Genomic DNA, 21,636 nt, shown 5'->3' with positions numbered 1-21,636 from the left:
GGACGGATCAGGGACGGAGTCAGGAGTTCAGGCGGGCTCTGGCGCGCTCGATGGCCTCACGGACGCGGTGCGGGGCGGTCCCGCCGAAGCTGGCGCGCCCACGGACGCTCTCCTCGACGGTCAGGGACTGCGCGACCTCCGCGTTCAGGAGGGGGTGCGCGGCGCGCAGTTCCCCGTCGGTGAGGTCCCACAGCTGCCGCCCGCTGCGGCTGGCCACGCCGACCAGTCCGCCCACGACCTCGTGCGCCTCGCGGAACGGGACGCCCTGCCGGGCCAGGAAGTCCGCGACGTCGGTGGCCGTGCTGTAGCCGCGCGCGGCGGCGGCGCGCGTCACGTCGGCGTGCCAGACGGTCTTCGGCATCATCTCGGCGTACAGGCGCAGCACGATGCTCAGCGTGTCGTACGAGTCGAACACGCCCTCCTTGTCCTCCTGGAGGTCCTTGTTGTACGCCAGCGGCGTGCCCTTCACGACCGTCAGGAGGCCCATCAGGTTCCCGAACACGCGGCCCGCCTTGCCGCGCGCCAGTTCGGACACGTCCGGATTCTTCTTCTGCGGCATGATCGACGATCCCGTCGTGTGGGAATCCGGCAGGGTGATGAAACCGAACTCGAACGTGGAATACAGGATCAGTTCCTCACTGAGGCGCGACAGGTGCGCCGACAGGATCGCGCAGGCCGACAGGAACTCCAGCGCGAAGTCCCGGCTGCCCACCCCGTCCAGGCTGTTCGCGGTGGGCCGCGCGAAGCCCAGCGCCGAAGCCGTCGCGTGCCGGTCCACCGGCCAGGGCGTCCCCGCCAGCGCCGAACTGCCCAGCGGCGACTCGTCCATCCGCTCGGCGGCGTCCCGGAAGCGGCCCTCGTCGCGCTCCAGCATCGCCACGTACGCCATGAACCAGTGGCTCAGCAGGATGGGCTGCGCCACCTGAAGGTGCGTGTAGCCGGGCAGGATCACCTCGGTTTCCAGGTGCTTCTCGGCCTCCGCGAGCATCACCGCGCGCAGGGCGCGGGTCTTGTCCGCCAGATCAAGCGCGGCTTCCTTCGTGAACAGCCGGAAATCCACCGCCACCTGATCGTTGCGGCTGCGGGCCGTGTGCAGCTTCCCGGCCACCGGCCCGATCCGGTCCCGCAGGGCCGCCTCGACGTTCATATGCACGTCCTCGCGGTCCAGGCGCCACTCAAAATTCCCCGCGCGGATATCGGCCAGCACGGCATTCAGCCCGTCGGTGATCTGCGCGACCTCCTCGGCGGTCAGAATGCCGACCTGCCCCAGCATCGCCACATGCGCCAGCGAGCCGCGAATGTCCTGCTCCGCGAGCCGCTGATCGAAACCCACCGACGCGTTGAACCGCTCGACCAGCCCGTCCGTCGCCTCCGCGAAGCGCCCACCCCAGAGTTTTTTGTCCTGCGTATTCGTCATGTCATGTCCTCGGTTGAAACCGGGCGGGAACGTGGGTCACACGCCCCCCACCCCGCCCCTCCCCCACAGGTGGGGAGGGAGAGAAGAGATTTGATCAGCACCACCGGGCCGGGGCTGTCCGGATGGGCGCGCCCTCATTCTTCCCGGCCCGGGCGTGACCAGTGCCCACGGGATCACAAGAGGCCGAGGGCATACAGAAAGAAGATCATTGCCGCCGACAGCATCACGGGCAGCGCGTTTCCGACCGTGACCGTCTTCTGCTGTTCCCGCGTGACCGCTTCACGGCAGGCTGTGGCGGCCCGCTCCACGCCCAAGCGTTTCACGTCGGCAGCGGCCACCACACCGTTGCGGCAGTCCGGGAAGATCACGAACTGGTCGTCGGGCGTGGCCTCGGTGAACTGCGCGACGTTCACGCGGGGCACGAACAGCATGGCGGCCCCCAGGCGGATGTCCGGTGGCCGCACCGCCGCCGGTCCGGTCTGCACGGAGGGCGCACACGACGCGAGAGACACGGTCAGTGCCAAGGTGATCATGAGCGTGACGCGGGAGGTCGGGCGGCCGTGGGGTCGGGTCATGGGGCGTCCTTGTCAGAGGGAGGCGGAATCGGGCGGTCAGGGGCGGATTCCTCTGCCCGGACCGCTTTCACCAGCACCACCGGGGCGGGGCTGTCCGGGTGGGCGTGCGCGTAGAGTTCGTCCGTGACGGTGTACCCGAGCCGGTCGTAGAAGGGCAGCACGTCCAGGTTGAACTGGCTGACTGCCAGCAGCACGCGCCCGTACCCGCCCATGCGGGCGACGTGTTCGACCTCGCGCACCAGGGCGCGGCCCACGCCCAGGCGGCGGGCCTGCGGGACGGTCGCGAGTTTGTTCAGGGTCAGGGTGCGGTCGCCGTCCGGGCGGTAGCCGACGCAGCCCAGCACCTCTCCTGCGCCCACGGCCAGGAAGCCGCCCGAGCCGGGGGCCAGCAGGGACCGTTCGAGGTCGGCGGGCGTGGTGCGGACCCAGCTGGAGCGGGGGTCCATCCCGGCGGCCATCATGACGGCGTGGAAGGCGGGGATGTCGTCTGGGTTCACGGGGCGCAGGGTCACAGCGGTCCTCCCGGGATCAGGAGTTTCAGTTCGGCCTGCGGCGTGAAACCCAGCGCCTCGTACGTGGGGCGCCCGGCGTCCGACGCGGTCAGGGTCACGATGTCCACGCCGCGCGCGCGGCACTCCGCGAGTGCGGCCTGCATGAGGGCGCGGGCGAGCCGCTGGCCCCGGTGCGCGGGCTGCACGTACACGTTCAGCACGTACGCGCGGGTCGTGGCGGTCGTGTCGGCGTTCGGGGGCAGGTCGGTCCAGAGGATGCCCGCCCCGGCGATCACCTCTCCCCCACCCTCGATCAGCAGCCCGGTGTACGTGCCCGCCGCGAGGGTCCGGGCGTGCCACGCCACCCCAGCGTCGTGCACGGCGGCCAGCCGCGCGGGGTCGCTGCCCATGTCCACGAACATCGCGTCCCGCTGCGCCTGAATGAGCGCCGCGTCGGCGGGCGTGGCGAGGCGCAGGGTGAACCCGGCGGGCAGGGTCACGATTGACCCTTCCACTGGTCGAGGAGACGTTCACCTGCGGATTTGCAGCTGTTCTGCTCAATGAATGCCGTAACGTCCCGGAGACGCGTCGGGTATGGCCTCCAGGTGTGGGCGTACCTGAATCCAGCGTTCACCAGACGGCGTGCGACTTCCCATCCCTCTGCATCGTTCTGAACGGGCGCTCTGAAGTTCTTGCCCAGGTGGGTCATGGGCTGACCACACTGCGGACACTTGAATTCCGCGGCTCCGGAGTCGAAGCCGACCCCAGAACGCATCGGTTTACCCAGCGCGTCACGAACCACAACTGAACTGGTCGGCTTGGCGAATTGTTTCCGGCAGTCGAAGCACACGTAGTGACTGGTGCGCCCTTTCGTGCTCAGGAGGATCCGACGTTTGAATGGTGCTTGTGGTTTCACGGCGTTCCTCCCTCGCGGTGCAGAGATGGTCGTGCGCCCCTCAGGGTCAGACCTGGGCGGGTTCCTTGGCGTCGGCTTTGGCTTTTACGCGGGCCTGGACGCGCATGCGCAGGGCGTTGAGTTTGATGAACGCGCCGGCGTCGTGCTGGTTGTAGTCGCCGCCCGCCTCGAAGCTCACGAGGTCCTTGTCGTACAGGCTCTGGGGGGCCTTGCGTCCGGCGACGATGACGTTCCCGCGGTACAGCTTCAGGCGGGCGGTGCCGGTCACGGACTGTGCGACGTGGTCGAAGTACACCTGCAGCGCCTCGCGTTCGGGGGCGAACCAGAAGCCGTTGTACACGAGTTCGGCGTACTTGGGGCTCAGCGCGTCGCGCTGGTGCAGGACCTCGCGGTCGAGGGTGAGGCTCTCGACGGCGCGGCGGGCGTGGTACAGGACGGTGCCGCCGGGCGTCTCGTACACGCCGCGTGATTTCATGCCGACGAAGCGGTTCTCGACGAGGTCGAGGCGGCCCACGCCGTGCTTCCCGCCCAGTTCGTTGGCTTTGGCCAGCAGCGCGGCGGGGCTCAGTTGCTCGCCGTTGATGGCAACGGGGTCGCCGTTCAGGAACTCGACTTCCACGTACTCGGGCTCACTGGGGGCCTCGGTGGGGTCCACGGTCAGTTTGAACATGTGGGCGGGCGGTTCGGCCCAGGGGTCCTCCAGAATGCCGCCCTCATAGGAGATGTGCAGGAGGTTGGCGTCGGTGCTCCAGGGGTCCTTCTTGGTGGTGGGGACCGGGATGCCGTGCTCGTGGGCGAAGGCTTCGAGGTCGGCGCGCCCCTGGAAGGTCCAGTCTCGCCAGGGGGCGACGGTGACGATGTCGGGCTTCAGGGCGTAGGCGGTCATCTCGAAGCGCACCTGGTCGTTGCCCTTACCGGTCGCGCCGTGCGACACGGCGACGGCGCCTTCCTTCTCGGCGATCTCGACCATTTTCTTGGCGATCAGCGGGCGGGCGATGCTGGTGCCGAGCAGGTAGTAGCCCTCGTACAGGGCACTGGTGCGGAACATGGGGAACACGTAGTCCCGGACGAATTCCTCGCGCAGGTCCAGCGCGTAGGCGGCGACGGCGCCGGTGTTCAGGGCCTTGACGCGGGCTTCCTCGACCTCGTCGCCCTGGCCGAGGTCGGCGGTGAAGCAGACCACGTCGTAGTTCTTCTCCGCCTGGAGCCACTTGAGGATGATGCTGGTGTCCAGGCCGCCGCTGTACGCGAGCACGATCTTTTCTTTCGTCATGACTGATTGTCTCCTGTCTGCGTGAAGGGGGTGCAAGGCGCGGCACAAGACCGCCCGGCGTGAAGGCGCCGCCTGTGAACCCCGGTGTGGGGTCAGGCGGTTCGCTTCAACGTCGGGAGGTCAGGGTCTGCATATGCGTGTATGGTTATACGCAGATTGCGTATAGCTATGCACGAAAGGCTAGCAGGGGGCGCGCAGAGGGTCAAGCGACGTGTCCAGCCCAGCCGCCCCCACCACGAAAAACAGGAGCCACCCGCAAGCGACTCCCGTCAGAACAAAGATTCAGGTCTGCACCTGAACGTGGATCAGCGGATGGTGTAGTTCACGCCCAGGCGCACACCGTACCCGAATGTCACGGCGCTGCCGGTGCCGATCCAGGCGTCCAGGCCGACCGACCCTTCCGCGAACAGGCTCAGCTGGCTGGTCACGTTGAAGTTCGCGCCGCCCAGCACGTGGGGGTACAGGCTCACGCCGCCCGCTGTGGTGCCGCCGCTGGTGGCGAACACAGTCCCCAGGCCCAGGCCGCCGCCGTAGTAGGGCTGCACGAGTTCCGTGGCCGGGGCAGTGTGCCGCAGGAACGCGGCGTCGCCGCTGAGGGCCACGGCGCCGCCACCCACGAAGACGCCCGCGAAGGGCAGACCCAGCCCGAAGCGCAGGGCGTCGGTGGCGTTGGTGTCGCGCTGGTACTGCACGCCGAAGAGATACGCCCCGACCTTCTCGGAGGCGCCGGCGCTGGAGAGAACGGTGAGACACAGAGTGGCCAGGATCACTTTCTTCATGACCATGACCTTAAAGCGTGTTTTAAAAGCTTTAGGCAGCGGGGTCAAGACGGCGCAACATGAGTCGAATGCTGGCGAGATAGCACCACGCTTCGGTGGTCTCTGGCCGCCCTTCGAAATCTCGGGTCAGGCGACGACAGCGGGTCAGCCAAGCCAAGCTACGCTCAACGACCCAGCGCCGTGGGCGGACAACGAAGCCTCGTTGTCCGCTGATGCCGTGAACGATCTCCACCACCCAGCCCAGGACCTTCTCGGCCCACGTCACCACTTCACCTAAGTAACCGCCATCCGCCCAGATGTGCTTCAGGCGCGGATGGCGTTTGGCGAGGATGCCCAGCAGGATCGGGGCTGCGACCCGATCCTGCACGCCACCCCCCGTCACATAGACCACCAGCAGCAGTCCAAGGGCGTCCACGACCAGATGCCGCTTGCGCCCATTGGTCTTCTTGCCCGCGTCCACACCGCGTATCCCCGCCTGTGGCGCACAGCGCACGGTCTGGGAGTCGATACTGCCCGCACTCGGCTCCGGATCGCGTTTGGCCTTGCGCCGTGTACGTCTGACCAGGAAGCGGTTCACCGCTTCCCACGTGCCGTCGTACTGAAACCGTCGGAAGTAGCCGTAGACGGTCTCCCAGGCTGGGAAATCATGAGGCAGATTGCGCCAGGCGCAGCCGTTTTGGAGTACATACATGATCGCGCACATCACCTCATACAGATCCACCGTGCGGGGTCGGCCCCCGGCCTTGCCAGTCGGCAACAACGGTTCGAGGCGTTTAAACTGCTGGCGGGTCAGGTCGCTGGTATACCGTTGTCGTCTCATCAACATCAGCGGGCCAGAACCTGGCCCGCTGCGCTGTCATTCAGGCACTTTTAAAACACGCTCTTAGAGTCAGCTCTCTCATGAGAAGTCCTCAAGTCGTGCATCACCCTAGACAACTGTCGTGCCTGAAATCAGTTCACGTCGGCGTGCAGCGCCTACACAGGGTGGTCCGCCCTACTCCGGCAGGCAGCACCGCCAGCCCAGTGCGGCGACAACAGGAATGAACACGACAAGGGGGAGCGCCACGTGGACGCTCCCCCTTTTTGCCTGCGGGATGAATCAGGGCAGGCGGTAGTTCAGGCCGATGCGAGCGCTGCTGCCAAAGTACACGCCGCTGTTGTCGGTACCGCCGATCGTGAGAACCGGGCCGACGCTGCCTTCCACGAAGAAGCTCAGGGGGTCGGTGACGTTGTAGCGCAGACCCAGGGTCCCGTGGGGGTACACGGCGACGCCGCTGCCGTTGCCCAGCGCGACGCCCGCGCCGATGCCCAGGCCGTAGTAGGGGGTCAGGCCACCCAGCGCGGAGCCGGTGCCAGTAAAGTCGCCCAGGTAGTCGACGCTGCCGCCGATGGTCAGGCGGTTGAAGTTGAAGGCGGTGGCGTCCAGGTTCAGGCCGTAGCGCATGGCGCTGGAGCCGGTCAGGTCGGTCTGGTAGTGGATGGTGGCGCCGGAGCCGATCGAACCGCCGATGTAGGTGGCGGCGGAGGCGCCGGAGAGGGCGGTGAGGGTCAGCAGGCCAAGCAGCGTGGTCTTCATGTCCTGGAGCATAGACGCGCGCTCCTGGTTTTCATAAGGGAAAATCCCTTACAGAACGCTGATGTCACCTTTATTACAATCTCACACGTCAGTCAGCTCTGGCCGGGCGGCCAGCCGGGTCAGGGCCAGTTCGATCTCGGCGTCCGATTTGCAGAAGGCCCAGCGGGTCAGGCCTGCCGGAGCGGCGTGCCGCGCGTAGAATGCCCCGCCGGGAATGACTGCCACCCCGGCGTCCAGCAGAGAGTCCGCAGTCCAGTGCGGGTGCAGGGCCGTCAGGAAGTACGTGCCGCGCGGCTCGAACACGGTGGCGCCCAGGTCCCGCAGGCCCGAGGCCAGCCGGGTCATGCGCGCCGCGTAGCCCGCGCGCAGCCCGTCGTAGAAGCCGGCGTCGCGCGCGACGGGCAGTGCCGCCGCCACCGCCGCCTGCAGCGGCGCGGGCGCACTGAAACTCGTGATCTGCCGCAGACCCAGCACGCCCGGCGTGACCCCGGGCGGCGCGGCGATCCAGCCGACGCGCCAGCCGGTGGCTTCCAGCCGCTTCCCGGCACTGCCGACCGTGAAGGTCCGCTCGGGGGCCAGAATCCGCAGCGGGGTGGGGCGCGGGCCGAAGTACAGTTCGTCGTAGACCTCGTCACTGATGATCCACAGGTCGTGCTGCCGCGCCAGCGCCACGATCCCGGCGAGTTCTTCTTCGGTGAAGACCGTGCCCGTGGGGTTGAAGGGGCTGTTCAGGAGCAGCGCCCGCGTGCGGGGCGTGACGGCGCCCGCGAGTGCGCCCAGATTGAACTGCCAGCCGCGCGCCGCGTCCAGCGTCAGGGGTACCGTCACGCCGGTCGCGCCCGCCAGCGCCACCTGCGGCAGGTACACGTCGAAGACGGGTTCGAGCATCAGGGCCTCGTCGCCGGGACCCAGCAGGGCCAGCGCCAGAAGGTGCAGCGCCTCGGTCGCGCCGCAGGTGACGGTCACGTCCGCGCCGTCCACGCCCAGGTCGGCGCCCAGCGCGTCCCGCAGAGCGGGCAGGCCCGCCGGGGGCGCGTACTGGTCGAAGCGGCCGAGCGCGCCGCGCGCGGCGTCCAGCAGGAACGCGGGCGGCGCGGTACCCGGGAAGCCCTGTCCCAGATTCACCGCGCCCCGCTGCGCCGCGAGGCGACTCATGCGCGCGAAGACGCTCTCCTGGGCGGCGGCCCGCCCGTGCAGGTGTGGCATACCGGTCAGTCTGCACCCGGCGCGGCCGCGCCCCGGCGGGGCATGCAGACAGCCCGGCCGCCCAGTTCATTCCACGTTCAGTCATTCGGCCGTCAGAGTCGACGCCGCACAATGACGATCATGCGCAGGCTCCGCATTCCGGACGGCACGCCGGAAGCCCAGTACCGCCACGCAGGCCTGCTGGCCGTGCAGGTCTGCCTGCTGCTGACCACCGCCTGCACCCTCGCCCTGAGCGGTCCGCTGCGCGTGGGCCCCACGGATCAGATCCTGCTGACCCTGCTGCTGATCCAGCACACCGGGTACGTCCTGTGGCTGCGGCGCGCTCCACACCAGTTCCAGCTGATCGGGCTGCTGGAACTGGGCGGCGAACTGCTGGCCGCCACGTACCGCATGCATCAGGTGCTGCTCGTGGATCACACCGCGCACGGTCTGAGCGGCTACTCGTACTGGCTGGCGCTGCCGTACATCGTGGCGTCCCTGGCCCTGCCGCCCCGCGCGGCCCTGGCCGTCTCCGGCGGGTACCTGCTGGTGCTGGTCGCGCTGGGCGCCGCCTACTGGACGCATCCCGACGTGCCGCACGGCCTGCGGCAGGACAACGGCAATGCCTGGCTGCAGATGCTGCTCATGCACGCCGCGCTGCTGACCGTCATCACGCTTCAGCAGCACCTGCGCCTCCGCTACGCGCTGGCCGTCACCCGAGCCGAACGCCGCTCGGCGCAGGCGCTGCGCGACCCGCTGACCGGCCTGCCCGGACGGCGCGCGCTGGACGACTGGAACCGCGCCCCGGGACGGACGCACAGCGTGGTGTACTTCGACCTCGATCACTTCAAGCGCGTGAACGACACCCACGGGCACGACGTCGGGGACGACGTGCTGCGCCACGTGGCCCGCGCGGCCCGCGCGACCCTGCGCACCGATGACCGCGTCCTGCGCTGGGGCGGCGAGGAATTCCTGCTACTCATCCGGGGGGACGCGGGCGCCGCCCGGGCCGCTGCCGAGCGCCTGCAGACCCAGTTGCGCAGTCACCGGCACCCGGTCGCGGGGGCCATCACGCTCAGCTGCGGGGTGGCGCAACTCGCGCCGCACGAGACCCTGCACGGCGCCCTGCGCCGGGCCGACGAGGCCCTGTACGCCGCCAAGCGCGCCGGACGCGACACCGTGGAGGTCGCCGCCTGACGGGCGCTACAGTCGGCGCTGTGCCTCCCCTGCTGCGCGGCCTGAGCCTGGGCCTGTCCCTGATCGTGGCGATCGGTCTGCAGAACGCGTTCGTGCTGCGGCAGGGCCTGACGCGCCGGTTCGCGCTGCTGGCGGCGCTGGCCTGCGCGCTGTGCGACACGCTGCTCATCACGCTGGGGGTGCTGGGGGTGGGCGGGCTGCTGGCGGGTAGGGCGGCGCTGGTGCTGGCCGGGACGGGGCTGGGCGCGGCGTTCCTGCTCTGGTACGGCCTGCGGGCCCTGCGCGGCGCGTGGGTGGGCGGCGCGGCCCTGCATGTCAGTGGAGTGGGTGCGGGCACGCCCGGCGCGGTGGTGGGCACGGCACTGGGCTTCAGTCTGCTGAACCCGCACGCGCTGCTGGACACGGTGGTGCTGATCGGCGGGGCCAGCGCGGGCCTGGACGGCGGGGCGCGGCTGGCGTTCCTGGCGGGCACGGTCCTGGCGTCCTGGGCGTGGTTCTTCACGCTGGCGCTGGCAGGGCGGACGCTGGCGCCGGTGATGGCGCGGCCCGGGGCGTGGCGGGTGCTGGACGCCGTGATCGGCGTGACGCTGCTCGGCACCGCGGCGGGGCTGCTGCTGGGCCTGCGCCTGCCATGAGGGGCGCTGCAGGAGCGCGGCTGTCCCGGATGACTGCATAAGTTTGCATACGGCTTACCTTTCGGGGGGCGCGGCGTGTTAGGCTCATTCTCTGGAATGCCTAAGCGTACTGACCTCCAGACCATCCTGATTCTCGGCAGCGGCCCCATCCAGATCGGGCAGGCAGCCGAGTTCGACTATTCCGGCACGCAGGCCCTCAAGGCCCTGAAGAAGGAAGGCTACCGGGTGGTGCTGGTGAACAGCAACCCCGCGACGATCATGACCGACCCGGACCTGGCGGACGCCACGTACCTGGAACCCCTGACGCCCGAGTTCGTGCGCCGCGTGATCGAGAAGGAACGCCCGGACGCGCTGCTGCCCACCCTGGGCGGCCAGACGGCGCTGAACCTCGCCATGGACCTGAACGCCGACGGGACGCTTGAGCAGTTCGGTGTGGAACTGATCGGCGCGAACGCCGCCGCGATCCGCAAGGGCGAGGACCGCGAGGAATTCCAGGCGGCCATGAAGAAGATCGGCGTGGAAACCGCGCGCGGGCAGATGGTGCACTCGATGGAGGAAGCCGTCGAGTACCAGAAGCAGATCGGCCTGCCCATCGTGATCCGGCCCTCGTTCACGCTGGGCGGCACGGGCGGCGGGATCGCGCACACCTACGAGGAATTCCTGGCGATCACAGAAGGCGGCCTGCGCGACAGTCCCGTCACCAGCGTGCTGCTGGAGGAAAGCATCCTGGGCTGGAAGGAATACGAGCTGGAGGTCATGCGCGACCACGCCGACACGGTCGTGATCATCACCTCCATCGAGAACTTCGACCCGATGGGCGTCCACACCGGTGACAGCATCACGGTGGCACCCGCGCAGACCCTCAGTGACGTGGAGTACCAGCGGCTGCGCGACCAGTCCCTGGCGATCATCCGCGAGATCGGCGTGGACACCGGCGGCAGCAACATCCAGTTCGCCGTGAACCCCAAGGACGGCCGCGTGATCGTCATCGAGATGAACCCCCGCGTCAGCCGCTCCTCCGCGCTGGCCAGCAAGGCGACCGGCTTCCCGATTGCCAAGATCGCCGCGCTGCTCGCGGTCGGGTACCACCTTGACGAACTGAAGAACGACATCACCCTGTCCACGCCCGCCAGCTTTGAACCCAGCATCGACTACGTCGTCACGAAGATCCCCCGCTTCGCGTTCGAGAAGTTCCCCGGCACGCCCGACGCACTGGGCACCCAGATGCGCAGCGTGGGCGAGGTCATGGCCATCGGCCGCACCTTCAAAGAGAGCCTCCAGAAGGCCATGCGCAGCATCGAGTCCGACGTACGCGGCGCCTTCGCCGCCATGAGCGACGACGACCTGCGTGGGCTGCTGTACGGCAACCCCCGCCGCCTCGAAGCCGTGCTGGAACTCCTGCGCCGCGGCGAGACCACGGCGGCGCTGTTCGACGCGACGAAGATCGACCCGTGGTTCCTCAGCCAGCTCAGGGAGATCATCGACGCCGAGACCGAGATCACGCAGCTGGGTCCCATCGAGGAGTGGAAGTACGAGATCTGGCGCGAGGTCAAACGCCTGGGCTTCAGCGACGCCCGCATCGGCGAGATCGTCGGCCTGAGCGAACTGGACGTCCGCGCGCTGCGCAAGGAAGCGAAAGCCACGCCCGTCTACAAGACCGTGGACACCTGCGCCGCCGAATTCGAGGCCTTCACCCCCTACCACTACTCCACCTACGAGTGGGAGGACGAGGTCACGAGCACCGACAAACCCAAGGTCGTCATCCTGGGATCGGGCCCCAACCGCATCGGGCAGGGCGTCGAATTCGACTACGCCACCGTCCACGCCGTCTGGGCCCTCCAGGAAGCCGGGTACGAGACCATCATGGTCAACAGCAACCCCGAAACGGTCAGCACCGACTACGACACCGCCGACCGCCTGTACTTCGAACCGCTGACGTTCGAGGACGTCATGAACATCGTCGAGCACGAGAAACCCGTCGGCGTGATCGTGCAACTCGGCGGACAGACGCCCCTGAAGCTCGCCAGGCGACTCGCGGACGCCGGCGCACCCATCATCGGCACCAGCCCCGAAACCATCCACGAAGCCGAGGACCGCGCCAGCTTCAACGCCCTGTGCGAACGCCTCGGCCTCCCCCAACCCAAGGGCAAGGTCGCCGAAACCCCGGATCAGGCCGCCGCGCTCGCCACGGAACTCGGCTTCCCGCTCATGGCCCGCCCCTCCTACGTCCTCGGGGGCCGCGCCATGCGCACCGTCCGCTCCATGGACGAACTCACCACGTACCTATCCGAGGTGTACGCCGCCGTCGAAGGGCAACCCAGCATCCTCCTCGACCAGTTCCTCGAAGGCGCGCTGGAACTCGACGTGGACACCCTCTGCGACGGGCAGACCGCCGTCGTCGCGGGCATCATGGAACACGTCGAAGCCGCCGGGGTGCACTCAGGGGACAGCGCGTGCATCCTCCCGCCCGTCACCCTCGACCCCGCCATCCTGGCGCGCGTCAAAGCCGACACGGAACGCCTCGCGCTGGAACTGGGCGTCAGGGGCCTCATGAACGTCCAGTGGGCCATCAAGGACGGCACCGCGTACATCCTCGAAGCGAACCCACGCGCCAGCCGCACCGTCCCCTTCGTCAGCAAGGCCGTGAACCACCCCCTCGCCAAGAGCGCCGCCCGCATCGCCGTCGGCCACACCCTCGCGCAGATCGGCCTCACCGACACCCCCACCCCCCCCATGTACAGCGTCAAGGAAGTGCACCTGCCGTTCCTGAAATTCAAGGGCGTCATTCCCACCCTCGGCCCCGAAATGAAAAGTACCGGCGAAAGCATGGGCATCGACACCGACCCGTACCGCGCGTTCTACCGCGCGCAGATCGGCGCGAAAAACAACCTCCCCACCAGCGGCACCGCCCTGCTGCTCGGCGACGGCCTGGACGACATCGCCGCTCAGTTGCAGGCGGCAGGTCTGACCGTCACCCGCGAACAGACCGACCAGCTGCCGAACCTGCTGATCGACGTGACCGGCAGCGAGTACCTGCGCACCGCGCTGGAACGCGGCGTGCCCATCGTCAGCACCAAAGAAGCCGCCGAATGGACCGCCAAAGCCATCGCCGCCGCCAAAAACGACGCGCTGAACGTCAAGAGCCTTCAGGAATGGGTGAACGCCTGACATGAGCCTCACCGCCGACCTCCACTGCGAAATCAGGGAGGTCGGCGGCCACTGGTGGCCCGTCGCCACCTTCGAGATCGGATCAGTCCGCCACTTCCGGCAGGCACTCCATGGGGCAGGCCTCGCAGACCGGGGCCTGCCCCCCGACGTCTCCGAAGTCCTGCGCGACCGATACGACGCACAGGTGACCGCCTACCCACGAGAGGTCTGCGGGGCGACATTCATCACCCCGCAGGAACTCCCGCTGCTGCTGAACGCCGCGCTGTGGCTGACTGCCGATGAACGCGAACGCATCCCCCCGCACGCCTACGACGAGTACGCGGAAACGGACTTCATCCGCGCATGGCACGCCTTCGCACAGGCCCACGAGGCAAACGAGCGAGCGGCGCGACTTGTGGTGTGGATGGGTCTCTGAACTCAACATGTCCGCGCTTCTGCTGGGGCGCGGGGTGGTGAAGGGGGGCGGACTGGGCCACTGGACGGTTCACCCGTCTCCCCCACTCCACCGGGGGCAGGCGGTGCCCGCTCTGTCCACTCCGCGCCTTTCGTTTTTTCTGCGGTGGCTGTTGGTTCGGCCTAAGGTTCGGTGGGGGCCGCGTCGGTGCGTGGCCTGGAGGCGCTGAGCCCGGCGCTGGCTGCGACCGGGCACGGGCATCCGATGGCCGGGGACGTGCTGCGCGGGCAGCTGTCGGGGCTGGCGGCCGGGTTCGAGGTGCGGGGGCGCCCGGCGCGTGGGTGGTACCTGGGGCACCCGGTACCGGTGCATGCGGCGCAGCGGGGGGAACAGGACCCGTTGCGGCCCATGGTGCTGGGCGCGCTGGGGGGCGTGACGGCCGCGTGGCTGCTCTGGCGGGCGCAGCGCCTGCTGCGGTAAAGAGCGGCGGCCAGGAGGCGATTCCTGGCCGCCGCTGGTTCCCTGCTCAGTTCTCGTATTCGAGGTACGTGTACCCCAGGAGTTCCTCGCCGTAGTCTTCGAGGAGTTCGTGTTCCTGTTCGTTGGTCAGGATGCCGTTCTTGATGGCGGCGTCGGCCTGATCCTCGATGCTGTCGCGCAGCATGGGTTCCTCGTAGCCCATGCTTTCGATCATGCGGCGGGCCTTCTGGCCGCGCACGAACAGGTCAATGTGGAAGCGGCCGCCGGGGCGCAGGGTGACGTGCGCCTCGCTGACCTTCCCGAAGAGGTTGTGGGCGCTGCCGAGCACGTCCTGGTAGGCGCCCATCAGGAACACGCCCAGGTAGTAGGGTTTGTCGCCGGGTTCGTGCAGCGGCAGCGTGGCCTTGACGTCGCGCAGGTCGATGAATTTCTCGATCTTGCCGTCGCTGTCGCAGGTGATGTCGACCAGGGTGGCCTGCCGGGTGGGTTTCTCGTTCAGGCGGTCCAGCGGCACGATCGGGAACAGCGCCTGGATGGCCCAGTTGTCCGGGAGGCTCTGGAACAGGCTGAAGTTGCAGATGTACTTGTCCGCCAGAACCTTCTGGAGGTCTTCCAGCTCGTCCGGGACGTATTTCTCGTTCTGGATGAGTTTGGCGACCTTGCGCAGGATGGCGTTGAACAGCGCCTCGCCACGGGCGCGGTCTTGCAGGGTGACGTAGCCGAGGTCGAAGAGGTTGTGGAGGGTCTGCTTGTCGCCGACGGCGTCGTTGTAGGACTCGCGGTAGTTCCGGGCGGTGATGTTCGCCAGGATGTCTTCCATGTCCTTGATGATCTGGTGGCTGTTCTCGTCGGCGGGGGCGAGGTCCTCGAGGTCGCGGGTGGGACCGGTGACGTCCACGACCGGGAGGATCAGCACGGCGTGGTGCGCGGTCAGGGCCCGGCCGGATTCGCTGACGATCACGGGTTCGGGCACCTCGCGGGCCTTGCAGGTTTCCTGCACGGTGTACACGACGTCGGCCGCGTACTCCTGCACGGTGTAGTTCATGCTGGCGTAGAAGGTGGTCTTCGACCCGTCGTAGTCCACGCCGAGGCCGCCGCCGACGTTCAGGTACTTCAGCTGCGCCCCGGCGGCGATCAGGCCCGCGTATGTCTGCGTGGCCTCGCGCACGGCAACCTTCACGCGGCGGATGTCGGTGATCTGCGACCCGATGTGGGTGTGCAGCATGACCAGACTGTCGAGCATGTCCTCTTCTTTCAGGCGTTCGACGACGCGCAGGAGTTCGTAGGCGTTCAGGCCGAACTTCGCCTGATCCCCGCCGGATTCCTCCCACTGGCCGCTGCCGCGCGCGTGCAGCTTGAAGCGCACGCCGATCGCGGGGCGCACGCCGAGCGCCTTGGCCTGCTTCAGGATGCGGTCGAGTTCGCTGTACTTCTCGATGGTGATGACGACGTTCTTGCCGAGCGTGCGGCCCCACAGGGCCAGCTTGATGAACCCGTCGTCCTTGAAGCCGTTGCAGCACAGCAGCGCGTCGGGGTGCATGCGCTGCGCGAGGCACAGCGCGAGTTCGGCCTTGCTGCCGGCCTCCAGGCCGTGCGCGTAGTCGTACCCGGCGGCGGCGATGCTCTCGACGACCACGCGGCGCTGGTTGACCTTGATGGGGAACACGCCCTGGTAGTGGCCGGTGTAGCCGTACTCGGCAATGGCCTTCCCGAACGCCTCGTTCAGGTGCTTCACGCGGCCGGTGATCACCTGCGGGAAGCGCAGGATGACGGGCAGGCTCTCGCCCCGGTCGACGATCTCGTCCACGATGGCGCGCAGGGGCGCGTGCAGGCCGGGGGTGGGGGTGACCTCCACCTGGCCCTTGTCGGACACGCGGAACCACCCGCCACTCCAGTTGGGCACCTGGTACAGTTCGGCAGCGTCGGTGGTGGAAAAACTTGCTGGGGTCGTCATTGAGGGGCGTCCTCCTCCGGTGGGGATAGGCTCGCCGTGCGCGGGGTTCGGAGCAGAGCGCAGCTCGCGGACGCCGTGCGAAACCGGGCGCATGATACGGCAAACCGGCGCGCCCGCGTGTATCCCCCGCCCTCTTTGCGGCCTTCATGTTCCAGGGTCACGCGCTGACCGCCGCCGACGGGCACGGATCATAAGGAAAGAAGCGCCTCCGGCATTCACCGAGGCGCTTCCTGTGCTGGCGGTCCGGACGGGATTTGAACCCGCGACCTTCTGCGTGACAGGCAGATATGCTAACCGCTACACTACCGGACCAGCGGAGAGAAGGTTACCGGCCCAGCGCGCGCTTGTCAAGCGGCGCGGTGCCCGGCCCTCCCGGCGCGGCGAGCACCACCCGGTCCCGCCCGGCGTCCTTCGCGGCGCGCAGGGCTGCGTCGGCCCGCTCGAAGGCCCGCCCGAGGTCCTCCCCGTCACCCAGGCGGGTCAGTCCGGCGCTGAGCGTCACGCGCTGCCCGCCCGTGAACTGCCGCGCGGCGATCTCGCGCCGCACGCCCTCCAGCACTGCCGGGGCGTCACTCCCGGCGGGCAGCAGCAGCACGAATTCCTCGCCGCCCCAGCGGTACGCCTCACCGTGCCCGGCCAGCGCGTCCTGAATGACGTCCGCCACGGCGCGCAGCACCCGGTCCCCCGCGAGGTGCCCGTGCGTGTCGTTCACGCGCTTGAAGTGGTCGATGTCCAGCACGGCCACGTGCAGCGTCCCCTGCGCGCCCGGCCGTTCGTTCAGCGCGCGGCGGTTCAGCAGGCCCGTCAGCGGGTCGCGCATGCGTTCCTGCTCGCCCGCGTGGTACCGGGCGTTCATGTGCGCGAACGTCAGCGCGTAGTACACGACCGCCGCGCCGATCACCGCCACGAGCAGCGGCAGGTTCAGCAGCGGTCCTGCCTGCAGGCCCTGCGCCTGCCAGCGCCACACCAGCAGCGTCATGCTCAGCGTCAGGGTGACGTTCAGAACAAGTGCGGTGCGGGGGCGGTCGGCGAACAGCAGCGTCCAGGCCATCAGGGTGGCGGGCGTGAACAGCAGCGCCACGGACAGCTGCGCCGGCGTGCCGCGCAGGCCCAGCAGGTGCCCGAGCGCGGTCACGCCCAGCACGAACGCGATGGCCATGACCGCGAACCCGTACCGCACCGCGTCCCGCAGCCGCGCGGGCAGCAGCAGGTGCAGCGCCGCCCCCAGCGCGGCCAGGAGCGTCAGCAGGGGCAGCAACGGATTGTCCTGCCCGGCGCTGCTGAGGGTCAGGGCGACCATCGCGGCGGGCAGCACCACCCGGAAGTACAGGCGGCCCACCTGATCATGCAGGGGCGCAGGGTCCTGGATGTGGGTGCGGTGCGGCATGCGGTCTCCGGTGCGGCCGGGCGAGGTCCGGCTGCCCGCAGCGTAGGGGGCCGGGTGTGGCGCCACTCTGACAGGCGCGCGCGCGGCGAACATGAAGGGCGGCGCCGAACCGGTCAGGATACGCTGCGGGCCATGTTCCGTGACCCGTGGCGGGAGGCCCTGCGTGACCTGGGCGGCGTGCTGGGCCGGGACCTGTCGGCCTACCGGGCGCCGCTGCGCGCCGCGCTCGCGCAGGGGGGCGTGGTGGGCGCGGCGCGCGGGGACGCGCGGGTGGTGCGGGGCGTGGGTGGGGTCGCGCCCGGCGGGGTGTTCGAACTGGCCAGCGTCAGCAAGCCGTTCACGGCGGCGCTGGCCGGGCTGCTGGTGGACCGGGGGGCACTGGACTGGCACGCGCCCCTCGCGGCGCTGGGCGGGCCGCTGCGGGGCGTGCCGCGCCACGTGACCGCGTGGACCCTAGCGACGCACACGGCGGGCGTGCCGCTGCACCCGGCGCGGGTGGGCGTGACGACGTTCACGCACTTCCACGACCCGTACGGCCCCATGAGCCCCGGCGCGGTGGTGCAGAGCGTGCGCCGCTGGGCGCGGCCCGGCGCGCGGTTCCAGTACTCGAATCTCGGCGTGGGCCTGCTGGGCCTGGCGGCGGCGCGCGCGGCCGGCGAGGCCTTCAGCGCGGACGGCTACGCGCGGGCACTGCGGCGCGATGTGACCGGCCCGCTGGGGCTGCGCGTCACGGCCCTCGCCCCGGCGGACGTGGTCCGGCCCGGCGCGGGCCTGCTGACCGGAGGGCAGGTGACGGGCTTCGGGCCGCTGGTGGGCGCCGGGGGCCTGTTCGGCGCGGCCGACGACCTCCTGAACTTCGGCGCGGCGCACCTGGCCGGGCAGTTGGGGGGCGCGTGGCGGGACGCTCGGCGCGTGCCGGGCCTCCCGCCGGGCGTGGAGGGCGTCGCGCCCGGCTGGTTCGCGCGGGAGGCGCTGCCGGGCGGGGTGCGCTGGCATGACGGCGTGGCGCGCGGCACCCGCACGGGCCTGGGCGTGCACCTGGACCGGGGCGCGGTGGTGGTCGTCCTGGCACGCGGCGGGGTGCCCCTGCTAGGGCCGCGCGCGGCCGTCCCGGCCCTGCTGCGCGCGCTGCTGGAACCCTGACCGCAGACAGAATTCAAAGGGAGTGGGACACCCTCGAGACCTCTGACAGCGGTTTCCAGTTCCACCATGGGGCCAACACCACGCCCTTCAATTTCACTTCCAACCGCCGGTGTTGTCAGGTGCTCGCTCTGCTCGTTCAGGAGGATTGAAGGTACCGTCAATCCTCCTGAATTCTGCTGTGATACGGGAGTAAGGTGACTCGCCTCCAGCGTGATCGCGTTCCGCTGCTCCCTCTCCCCCTGCGGGACTCGCCGAGCGGCGGCAGGCCAGGAGAGTGCGGCGCCCACGGGCGTCACGTCAACGCCCCCCGCGCCCCGTGGGGCTGGAGGGGGCGCGTGCGGGGAGCGGTTCAGGCGCGGGGCGGGAAGCGCACGAAGGTCAGCCAGAACGACTCGAAGGCGCGCATGGCGCCCAGGAAGTTCTCGAAGCCCACGGGTTTGACCACGTAGCCGCTGGCGTGCCGCTCGTAGGAGGCGCGCACGTCGTCCTCGGCCTGGCTGGTGGTCAGCATCACGACCGGGATGCTGCGCAGCGCCGGGTCGGCCTTGACCTCCGCAAGGACTTCCAGGCCGGTCTTGCGGGGCATGTTGATGTCCATCAGGATCACGTCGGGGCGCGGCGCGGCGGCGTATTCACCCTCGCGGCGCAGGAAGCGCAGCGCCTCGACGCCGTCGCGGGCGACGTGCATGCGGTTGGGCACGCGGGCGTCCTCGAAGGCCTCCAGGGTCAGCAGCACGTCGGGTTCGTTGTCCTCGACGAGCAGGATCTCGATGCGGTCGGTGGCGGTGTCGTGGGTCATGAGGGTACCGCCGGGAGGGTCAGGTGGAAGGTGCTGCCCTGATCAGGGCTGGAGTCGAGCCAGATGCGGCCGCCGTGATGTTCGGTGATCTTACGGCAGATGGCGAGGCCCATGCCGTTGCCTGCGTACGTTTCGCGGCGGTGCAGGCGCTGGAAGATCTCGAAGATCCGCGCGTGGTATTCGGGTGGGATCCCGATGCCGTTGTCGCGTACCTGCACGTGGATCATGTCGCCCTCGCGGCGGGACGTGACCTGCACGTGCGCCGTCTCGCCGGGCCGGTGGAATTTCAGGCCGTTGCTGACGAGGTTCGTCAGGAGTTGCGTGAGCAGTGACGCCTGGCCCATGACCTGGTCCGGGGTGTCCCAGGTCAGTGAGCTGCCGTCGGCGTCCAGGGTGCCCTGCACGTTCTGCTGCACACTACGCATCAGGTCACCGAGCGGGGTGGGGGTCAGGGTCAGGTCCGCGCGGCTCAGGCGGGCAAACCCCAGCAGGTCCTGGATCAGGCTGCGCATGCGGTCCACGGCGTCCTGCATGAAGTGCAGGTACTGGTCGGCGCGCGGGTCGAGTTGCCCCTGGTAGCGCCGCGCGAGGAGTTCGGTGTAACTGCCGATCGTGCGCAGGGGTTCTTGCAGGTCGTGGCTGGCGACGTACGCGAACTGTTCGAGGTCCTGGTTGCTGCGCTCAAGGTCCTCGATGAGGTCCTGCAGCTGCCCCTGCGCGCGGATGCGTTCGGTGATGTCCTGCACCATGACGACTGCGCCACTGGTCTGCCCCTGCTCGTCGTGGGTGGGGGTGACGACGTACGCGACGGGCACGGCGTGGCCCTGGGCGTGCCACATGACGTCGCGTTCCACGCGGCGCGTCTGGCCGTCCAGCAGGGTCTGGTGGATGGGGCAGTCGGCCAGCGGGTACGGGGCGCCGTCCTCGTGGTGGTGGTGGACCAGATCGTGCTGCGGCTGCCCGATCATGCGCTCGATGCTGTAGCCCAGCATGCGCGCTGCGGCCGGGTTGGCGAAGGTGGTGATGCCGCGCGCGTCCAGGCCGAAGATGCCCTCCCCGGCGGCGGTGAGGAGCAGGGTGCTGAAGCGTGTGACACGCGCGAGGTCCTCGGTGCGCTGCTGCACGCGGCCTTCCAGTTCGGCGTTCAGGGCCCTGAGGGCCTGCTCGGCCTCGCGGATGGCGCTCAGGTCGCTGTGCGTGCCGACCCATTCGACCAGCTGCCCGCGTTCGTCCGTGACGGGTACCGCGCGGACCTGCATGGGCACGTACTGCCCGTCGGCGCGTCGCAGGCGGTGCTCGGTGCTGTACAGGTCCCCGTCGCGCACGGCCCGCTGCCAATCCGCGATGGTGTGGGCGCGGTCGTCGGGGTGAAGGGCGTCCAGCCAGCCCACGCCGCGGTACTGCGCGGGGCTCTGCCCGGTGAAGGCCTCCCAGTCGGCCTGTGGCGGCTGGAAGTCCCCGTCGGGGAAGGCGTCCCAGACGATCTGGCTGGTGGCGCGGACCAGTGAGCGGTAGCGGCGTTCACGGCGGCGCATCTCGGTCTGCATGGCCTGCTTCTCGGTGATGTCCGCAAAGACGGTCGTGACCTGTTTGGCCTGCGTGGCGCCGGGCGCGCGGCGGGGAATGGCGGTGACCTGCAACCAGCGCCAGTCCTGCTCCTGCGGGTGGTACACGCCCATGGGCACCTCGCGCTGCACCTGAAGGGTACGCAGCGCCTGCATGCTGGGGTGCGTCTCGCCGGGGAAGTCGGTGCCGTCCGGGTGGATGGCGCGCCACTCCGGGTCCATGGAGTCGCGGCCGGTCAGCTGCTCGCGGGTCAGCCCCAGGATGCGCGTGGCAGCGTCGTTGACCAGCAGGATGCGGGTGTCCGGGGCCTGCACGGTCATACCCAGGCCCAGGCCGTCCATGAGTTCCAGCGCGACCTCCAGCGGGTCACGGGCCACATGGAGGTGCAGCAGCGCGCCGCCAGAAGCGGAGGCGACGGTCAGCAGGCCCGGCGCGACGGTGTCCACGACCTGCACGGTCACCTGCCGGGTCTCGCCGCGCAGCGCGGCCTGCACGGCGTCCTGGATGGTGGGGACGCTGCCGGGCTGGAACAGCGCCGTCCAGTCGCCGCTGCCGGTCTGCGCCATGCGGGCCTGCGCGGCGCGGTTCAGTGTGACCTGCCCGCCAGCCGTGAGGTGCGCGACCGGGTCCGGCAGCGCGGCGAGCAGCGCGGCGGCGTCCAGGGTCTGGAACGCGGCGCTGCCCGCGTCGGGAAGGGTCAC

General features: G+C 69.3%; 19 protein-coding genes and 1 tRNA gene. 6 read left to right on the top strand and 14 right to left on the bottom strand.

Going from position 1 to position 21,636, the window contains the following annotated elements:
- Window positions 1-19 precede the first annotated feature (19 nt).
- The 9 genes from argH to SY84_RS09775 all read right to left on the bottom strand — a co-directional run bounded on the left by argH (window position 20) and on the right by SY84_RS09775 (window position 8,233).
- Window positions 20-1,417 (bottom strand): argininosuccinate lyase, encoded by a 1,398-nt coding sequence (argH, locus tag SY84_RS09815; RefSeq protein WP_046843855.1) that lies wholly within the window; start codon window positions 1,415-1,417, stop codon window positions 20-22.
- 173 nt (window positions 1,418-1,590) lie between these two features.
- A complete protein-coding gene (locus SY84_RS09810) occupies window positions 1,591-1,992 on the bottom strand; it encodes a hypothetical protein (protein WP_157882951.1) in 402 nt (133 codons plus the stop codon).
- Complete coding sequence (locus SY84_RS09805) at window positions 1,989-2,504, bottom strand: GNAT family N-acetyltransferase (protein WP_245621312.1); 516 nt, start codon at window positions 2,502-2,504, stop codon at window positions 1,989-1,991. Before SY84_RS09805 ends, SY84_RS09810 begins: the two co-directional genes overlap by 4 nt.
- Entirely contained in the window at window positions 2,501-2,983 is a 483-nt protein-coding gene (locus SY84_RS09800) for a GNAT family N-acetyltransferase (protein ID WP_046845110.1), read from the bottom strand. The genes SY84_RS09805 and SY84_RS09800 overlap by 4 nt, the downstream gene beginning before the upstream one ends.
- 462 nt (window positions 2,984-3,445) lie before the next feature.
- Window positions 3,446-4,672, bottom strand: coding sequence for an argininosuccinate synthase (locus SY84_RS09795; RefSeq protein ID WP_046843853.1), 1,227 nt, complete (start codon window positions 4,670-4,672; stop codon window positions 3,446-3,448).
- A gap of 305 nt (window positions 4,673-4,977) precedes the next feature.
- A complete protein-coding gene (locus SY84_RS09790) occupies window positions 4,978-5,451 on the bottom strand; it encodes a hypothetical protein (protein ID WP_046845109.1) in 474 nt (157 codons plus the stop codon).
- Window positions 5,452-5,482: 31 nt separating this feature from the next.
- Entirely contained in the window at window positions 5,483-6,271 is a 789-nt protein-coding gene (locus SY84_RS09785; RefSeq protein ID WP_046844987.1) for an IS5 family transposase, read from the bottom strand.
- A gap of 279 nt (window positions 6,272-6,550) precedes the next feature.
- The gene (locus SY84_RS09780) at window positions 6,551-7,027 is read right to left on the bottom strand and encodes a hypothetical protein (RefSeq protein WP_046843852.1); all 477 of its coding nucleotides are present in this window, start codon (window positions 7,025-7,027) and stop codon (window positions 6,551-6,553) included.
- Window positions 7,028-7,108: 81 nt separating this feature from the next.
- Window positions 7,109-8,233, bottom strand: coding sequence for a pyridoxal phosphate-dependent aminotransferase (locus tag SY84_RS09775; RefSeq protein ID WP_046843851.1), 1,125 nt, complete (start codon window positions 8,231-8,233; stop codon window positions 7,109-7,111).
- A 120-nt stretch (window positions 8,234-8,353) separates the two neighbouring features.
- Between SY84_RS09775 and SY84_RS15910 the strand changes: the two genes are divergently transcribed.
- From SY84_RS15910 to SY84_RS09750, 5 genes are all read left to right on the top strand, one after another.
- Window positions 8,354-9,409 carry a GGDEF domain-containing protein gene (locus tag SY84_RS15910; RefSeq protein ID WP_052751103.1) on the top strand — a complete coding sequence of 352 codons (1,056 nt, stop codon included), beginning with the start codon at window positions 8,354-8,356 and terminating at the stop codon, window positions 9,407-9,409.
- 20 nt (window positions 9,410-9,429) lie between these two features.
- Window positions 9,430-10,044 (top strand): LysE/ArgO family amino acid transporter, encoded by a 615-nt coding sequence (locus tag SY84_RS09765; RefSeq protein ID WP_046843850.1) that lies wholly within the window; start codon window positions 9,430-9,432, stop codon window positions 10,042-10,044.
- 96 nt (window positions 10,045-10,140) lie between these two features.
- Window positions 10,141-13,212 (top strand): carbamoyl-phosphate synthase large subunit, encoded by a 3,072-nt coding sequence (gene carB / locus SY84_RS09760; protein ID WP_046843849.1) that lies wholly within the window; start codon window positions 10,141-10,143, stop codon window positions 13,210-13,212.
- A 1-nt stretch (window position 13,213) separates the two neighbouring features.
- Window positions 13,214-13,627 carry a hypothetical protein gene (locus tag SY84_RS09755; protein ID WP_046843848.1) on the top strand — a complete coding sequence of 138 codons (414 nt, stop codon included), beginning with the start codon at window positions 13,214-13,216 and terminating at the stop codon, window positions 13,625-13,627.
- A 171-nt stretch (window positions 13,628-13,798) separates the two neighbouring features.
- Window positions 13,799-14,086: a hypothetical protein gene (locus SY84_RS09750; RefSeq protein WP_046843847.1), complete on the top strand. Its 288-nt coding sequence runs from the start codon at window positions 13,799-13,801 to the stop codon at window positions 14,084-14,086.
- Between the two features lie 46 nt (window positions 14,087-14,132).
- Here SY84_RS09750 and speA read toward each other — a convergent pair whose 3' ends face one another.
- From speA to SY84_RS09735, 3 genes are all read right to left on the bottom strand, one after another.
- Entirely contained in the window at window positions 14,133-16,040 is a 1,908-nt protein-coding gene (gene speA, locus SY84_RS09745) for a biosynthetic arginine decarboxylase (RefSeq protein ID WP_046843846.1), read from the bottom strand.
- Window positions 16,041-16,276: 236 nt separating this feature from the next.
- Window positions 16,277-16,352: transfer RNA gene (locus SY84_RS09740), tRNA-Asp, on the bottom strand.
- Window positions 16,353-16,365: 13 nt separating this feature from the next.
- Entirely contained in the window at window positions 16,366-17,427 is a 1,062-nt protein-coding gene (locus SY84_RS09735) for a sensor domain-containing diguanylate cyclase (protein WP_157882950.1), read from the bottom strand.
- Window positions 17,428-17,559: 132 nt separating this feature from the next.
- Between SY84_RS09735 and SY84_RS09730 the strand changes: the two genes are divergently transcribed.
- Window positions 17,560-18,570, top strand: a complete 1,011-nt coding sequence (locus SY84_RS09730) for a serine hydrolase domain-containing protein (protein ID WP_046843845.1) — start codon at window positions 17,560-17,562, stop codon at window positions 18,568-18,570.
- A gap of 349 nt (window positions 18,571-18,919) precedes the next feature.
- On the opposite strand, the gene SY84_RS09725 is transcribed toward SY84_RS09730, so the two are convergent.
- Together SY84_RS09725 and SY84_RS09720 are read right to left on the bottom strand one after the other, a co-directional pair.
- Entirely contained in the window at window positions 18,920-19,369 is a 450-nt protein-coding gene (locus SY84_RS09725; protein ID WP_046843844.1) for a response regulator, read from the bottom strand.
- Window positions 19,366-21,636: a PAS domain-containing sensor histidine kinase gene (locus SY84_RS09720; RefSeq protein ID WP_245621311.1), complete on the bottom strand. Its 2,271-nt coding sequence runs from the start codon at window positions 21,634-21,636 to the stop codon at window positions 19,366-19,368. The genes SY84_RS09725 and SY84_RS09720 overlap by 4 nt, the downstream gene beginning before the upstream one ends.

The sequence above is a fragment of the Deinococcus soli (ex Cha et al. 2016) genome, from assembly GCF_001007995.1.
Classification (GTDB): Bacteria; Deinococcota; Deinococci; order Deinococcales; family Deinococcaceae; genus Deinococcus; species Deinococcus soli.
The sequence above is the reverse complement of the archived record's forward strand: the minus strand, read 5'-3'. Positions and strand labels throughout refer to the sequence as shown.

Bases quoted from the DNA above. Each gene is read 5' to 3' on its own strand.
- SY84_RS09810 (WP_157882951.1), bottom strand. From the start codon at position 1,992: ATGACCCGACCCCACGGCCGCCCGACCTCCCGCGTCACGCTCATGATC.
- SY84_RS09780 (WP_046843852.1), bottom strand. From the start codon at position 7,027: ATGAAGACCACGCTGCTTGGCCTGCTGACCCTCACCGCCCTCTCCGGC.
- carB (WP_046843849.1), top strand. From the start codon at position 10,141: ATGCCTAAGCGTACTGACCTCCAGACCATCCTGATTCTCGGCAGCGGC.
- SY84_RS15910 (WP_052751103.1), top strand. From the start codon at position 8,354: ATGCGCAGGCTCCGCATTCCGGACGGCACGCCGGAAGCCCAGTACCGC.
- SY84_RS09790 (WP_046845109.1), bottom strand. From the start codon at position 5,451: ATGAAGAAAGTGATCCTGGCCACTCTGTGTCTCACCGTTCTCTCCAGC.
- SY84_RS09785 (WP_046844987.1), bottom strand. From the start codon at position 6,271: ATGAGACGACAACGGTATACCAGCGACCTGACCCGCCAGCAGTTTAAA.
- SY84_RS09795 (WP_046843853.1), bottom strand. From the start codon at position 4,672: ATGACGAAAGAAAAGATCGTGCTCGCGTACAGCGGCGGCCTGGACACC.
- SY84_RS09755 (WP_046843848.1), top strand. From the start codon at position 13,214: ATGAGCCTCACCGCCGACCTCCACTGCGAAATCAGGGAGGTCGGCGGC.
- SY84_RS09730 (WP_046843845.1), top strand. From the start codon at position 17,560: ATGTTCCGTGACCCGTGGCGGGAGGCCCTGCGTGACCTGGGCGGCGTG.
- SY84_RS09775 (WP_046843851.1), bottom strand. From the start codon at position 8,233: ATGCCACACCTGCACGGGCGGGCCGCCGCCCAGGAGAGCGTCTTCGCG.
- speA (WP_046843846.1), bottom strand. From the start codon at position 16,040: ATGACGACCCCAGCAAGTTTTTCCACCACCGACGCTGCCGAACTGTAC.
- SY84_RS09725 (WP_046843844.1), bottom strand. From the start codon at position 19,369: ATGACCCACGACACCGCCACCGACCGCATCGAGATCCTGCTCGTCGAG.
- SY84_RS09735 (WP_157882950.1), bottom strand. From the start codon at position 17,427: ATGCCGCACCGCACCCACATCCAGGACCCTGCGCCCCTGCATGATCAG.
- argH (WP_046843855.1), bottom strand. From the start codon at position 1,417: ATGACGAATACGCAGGACAAAAAACTCTGGGGTGGGCGCTTCGCGGAG.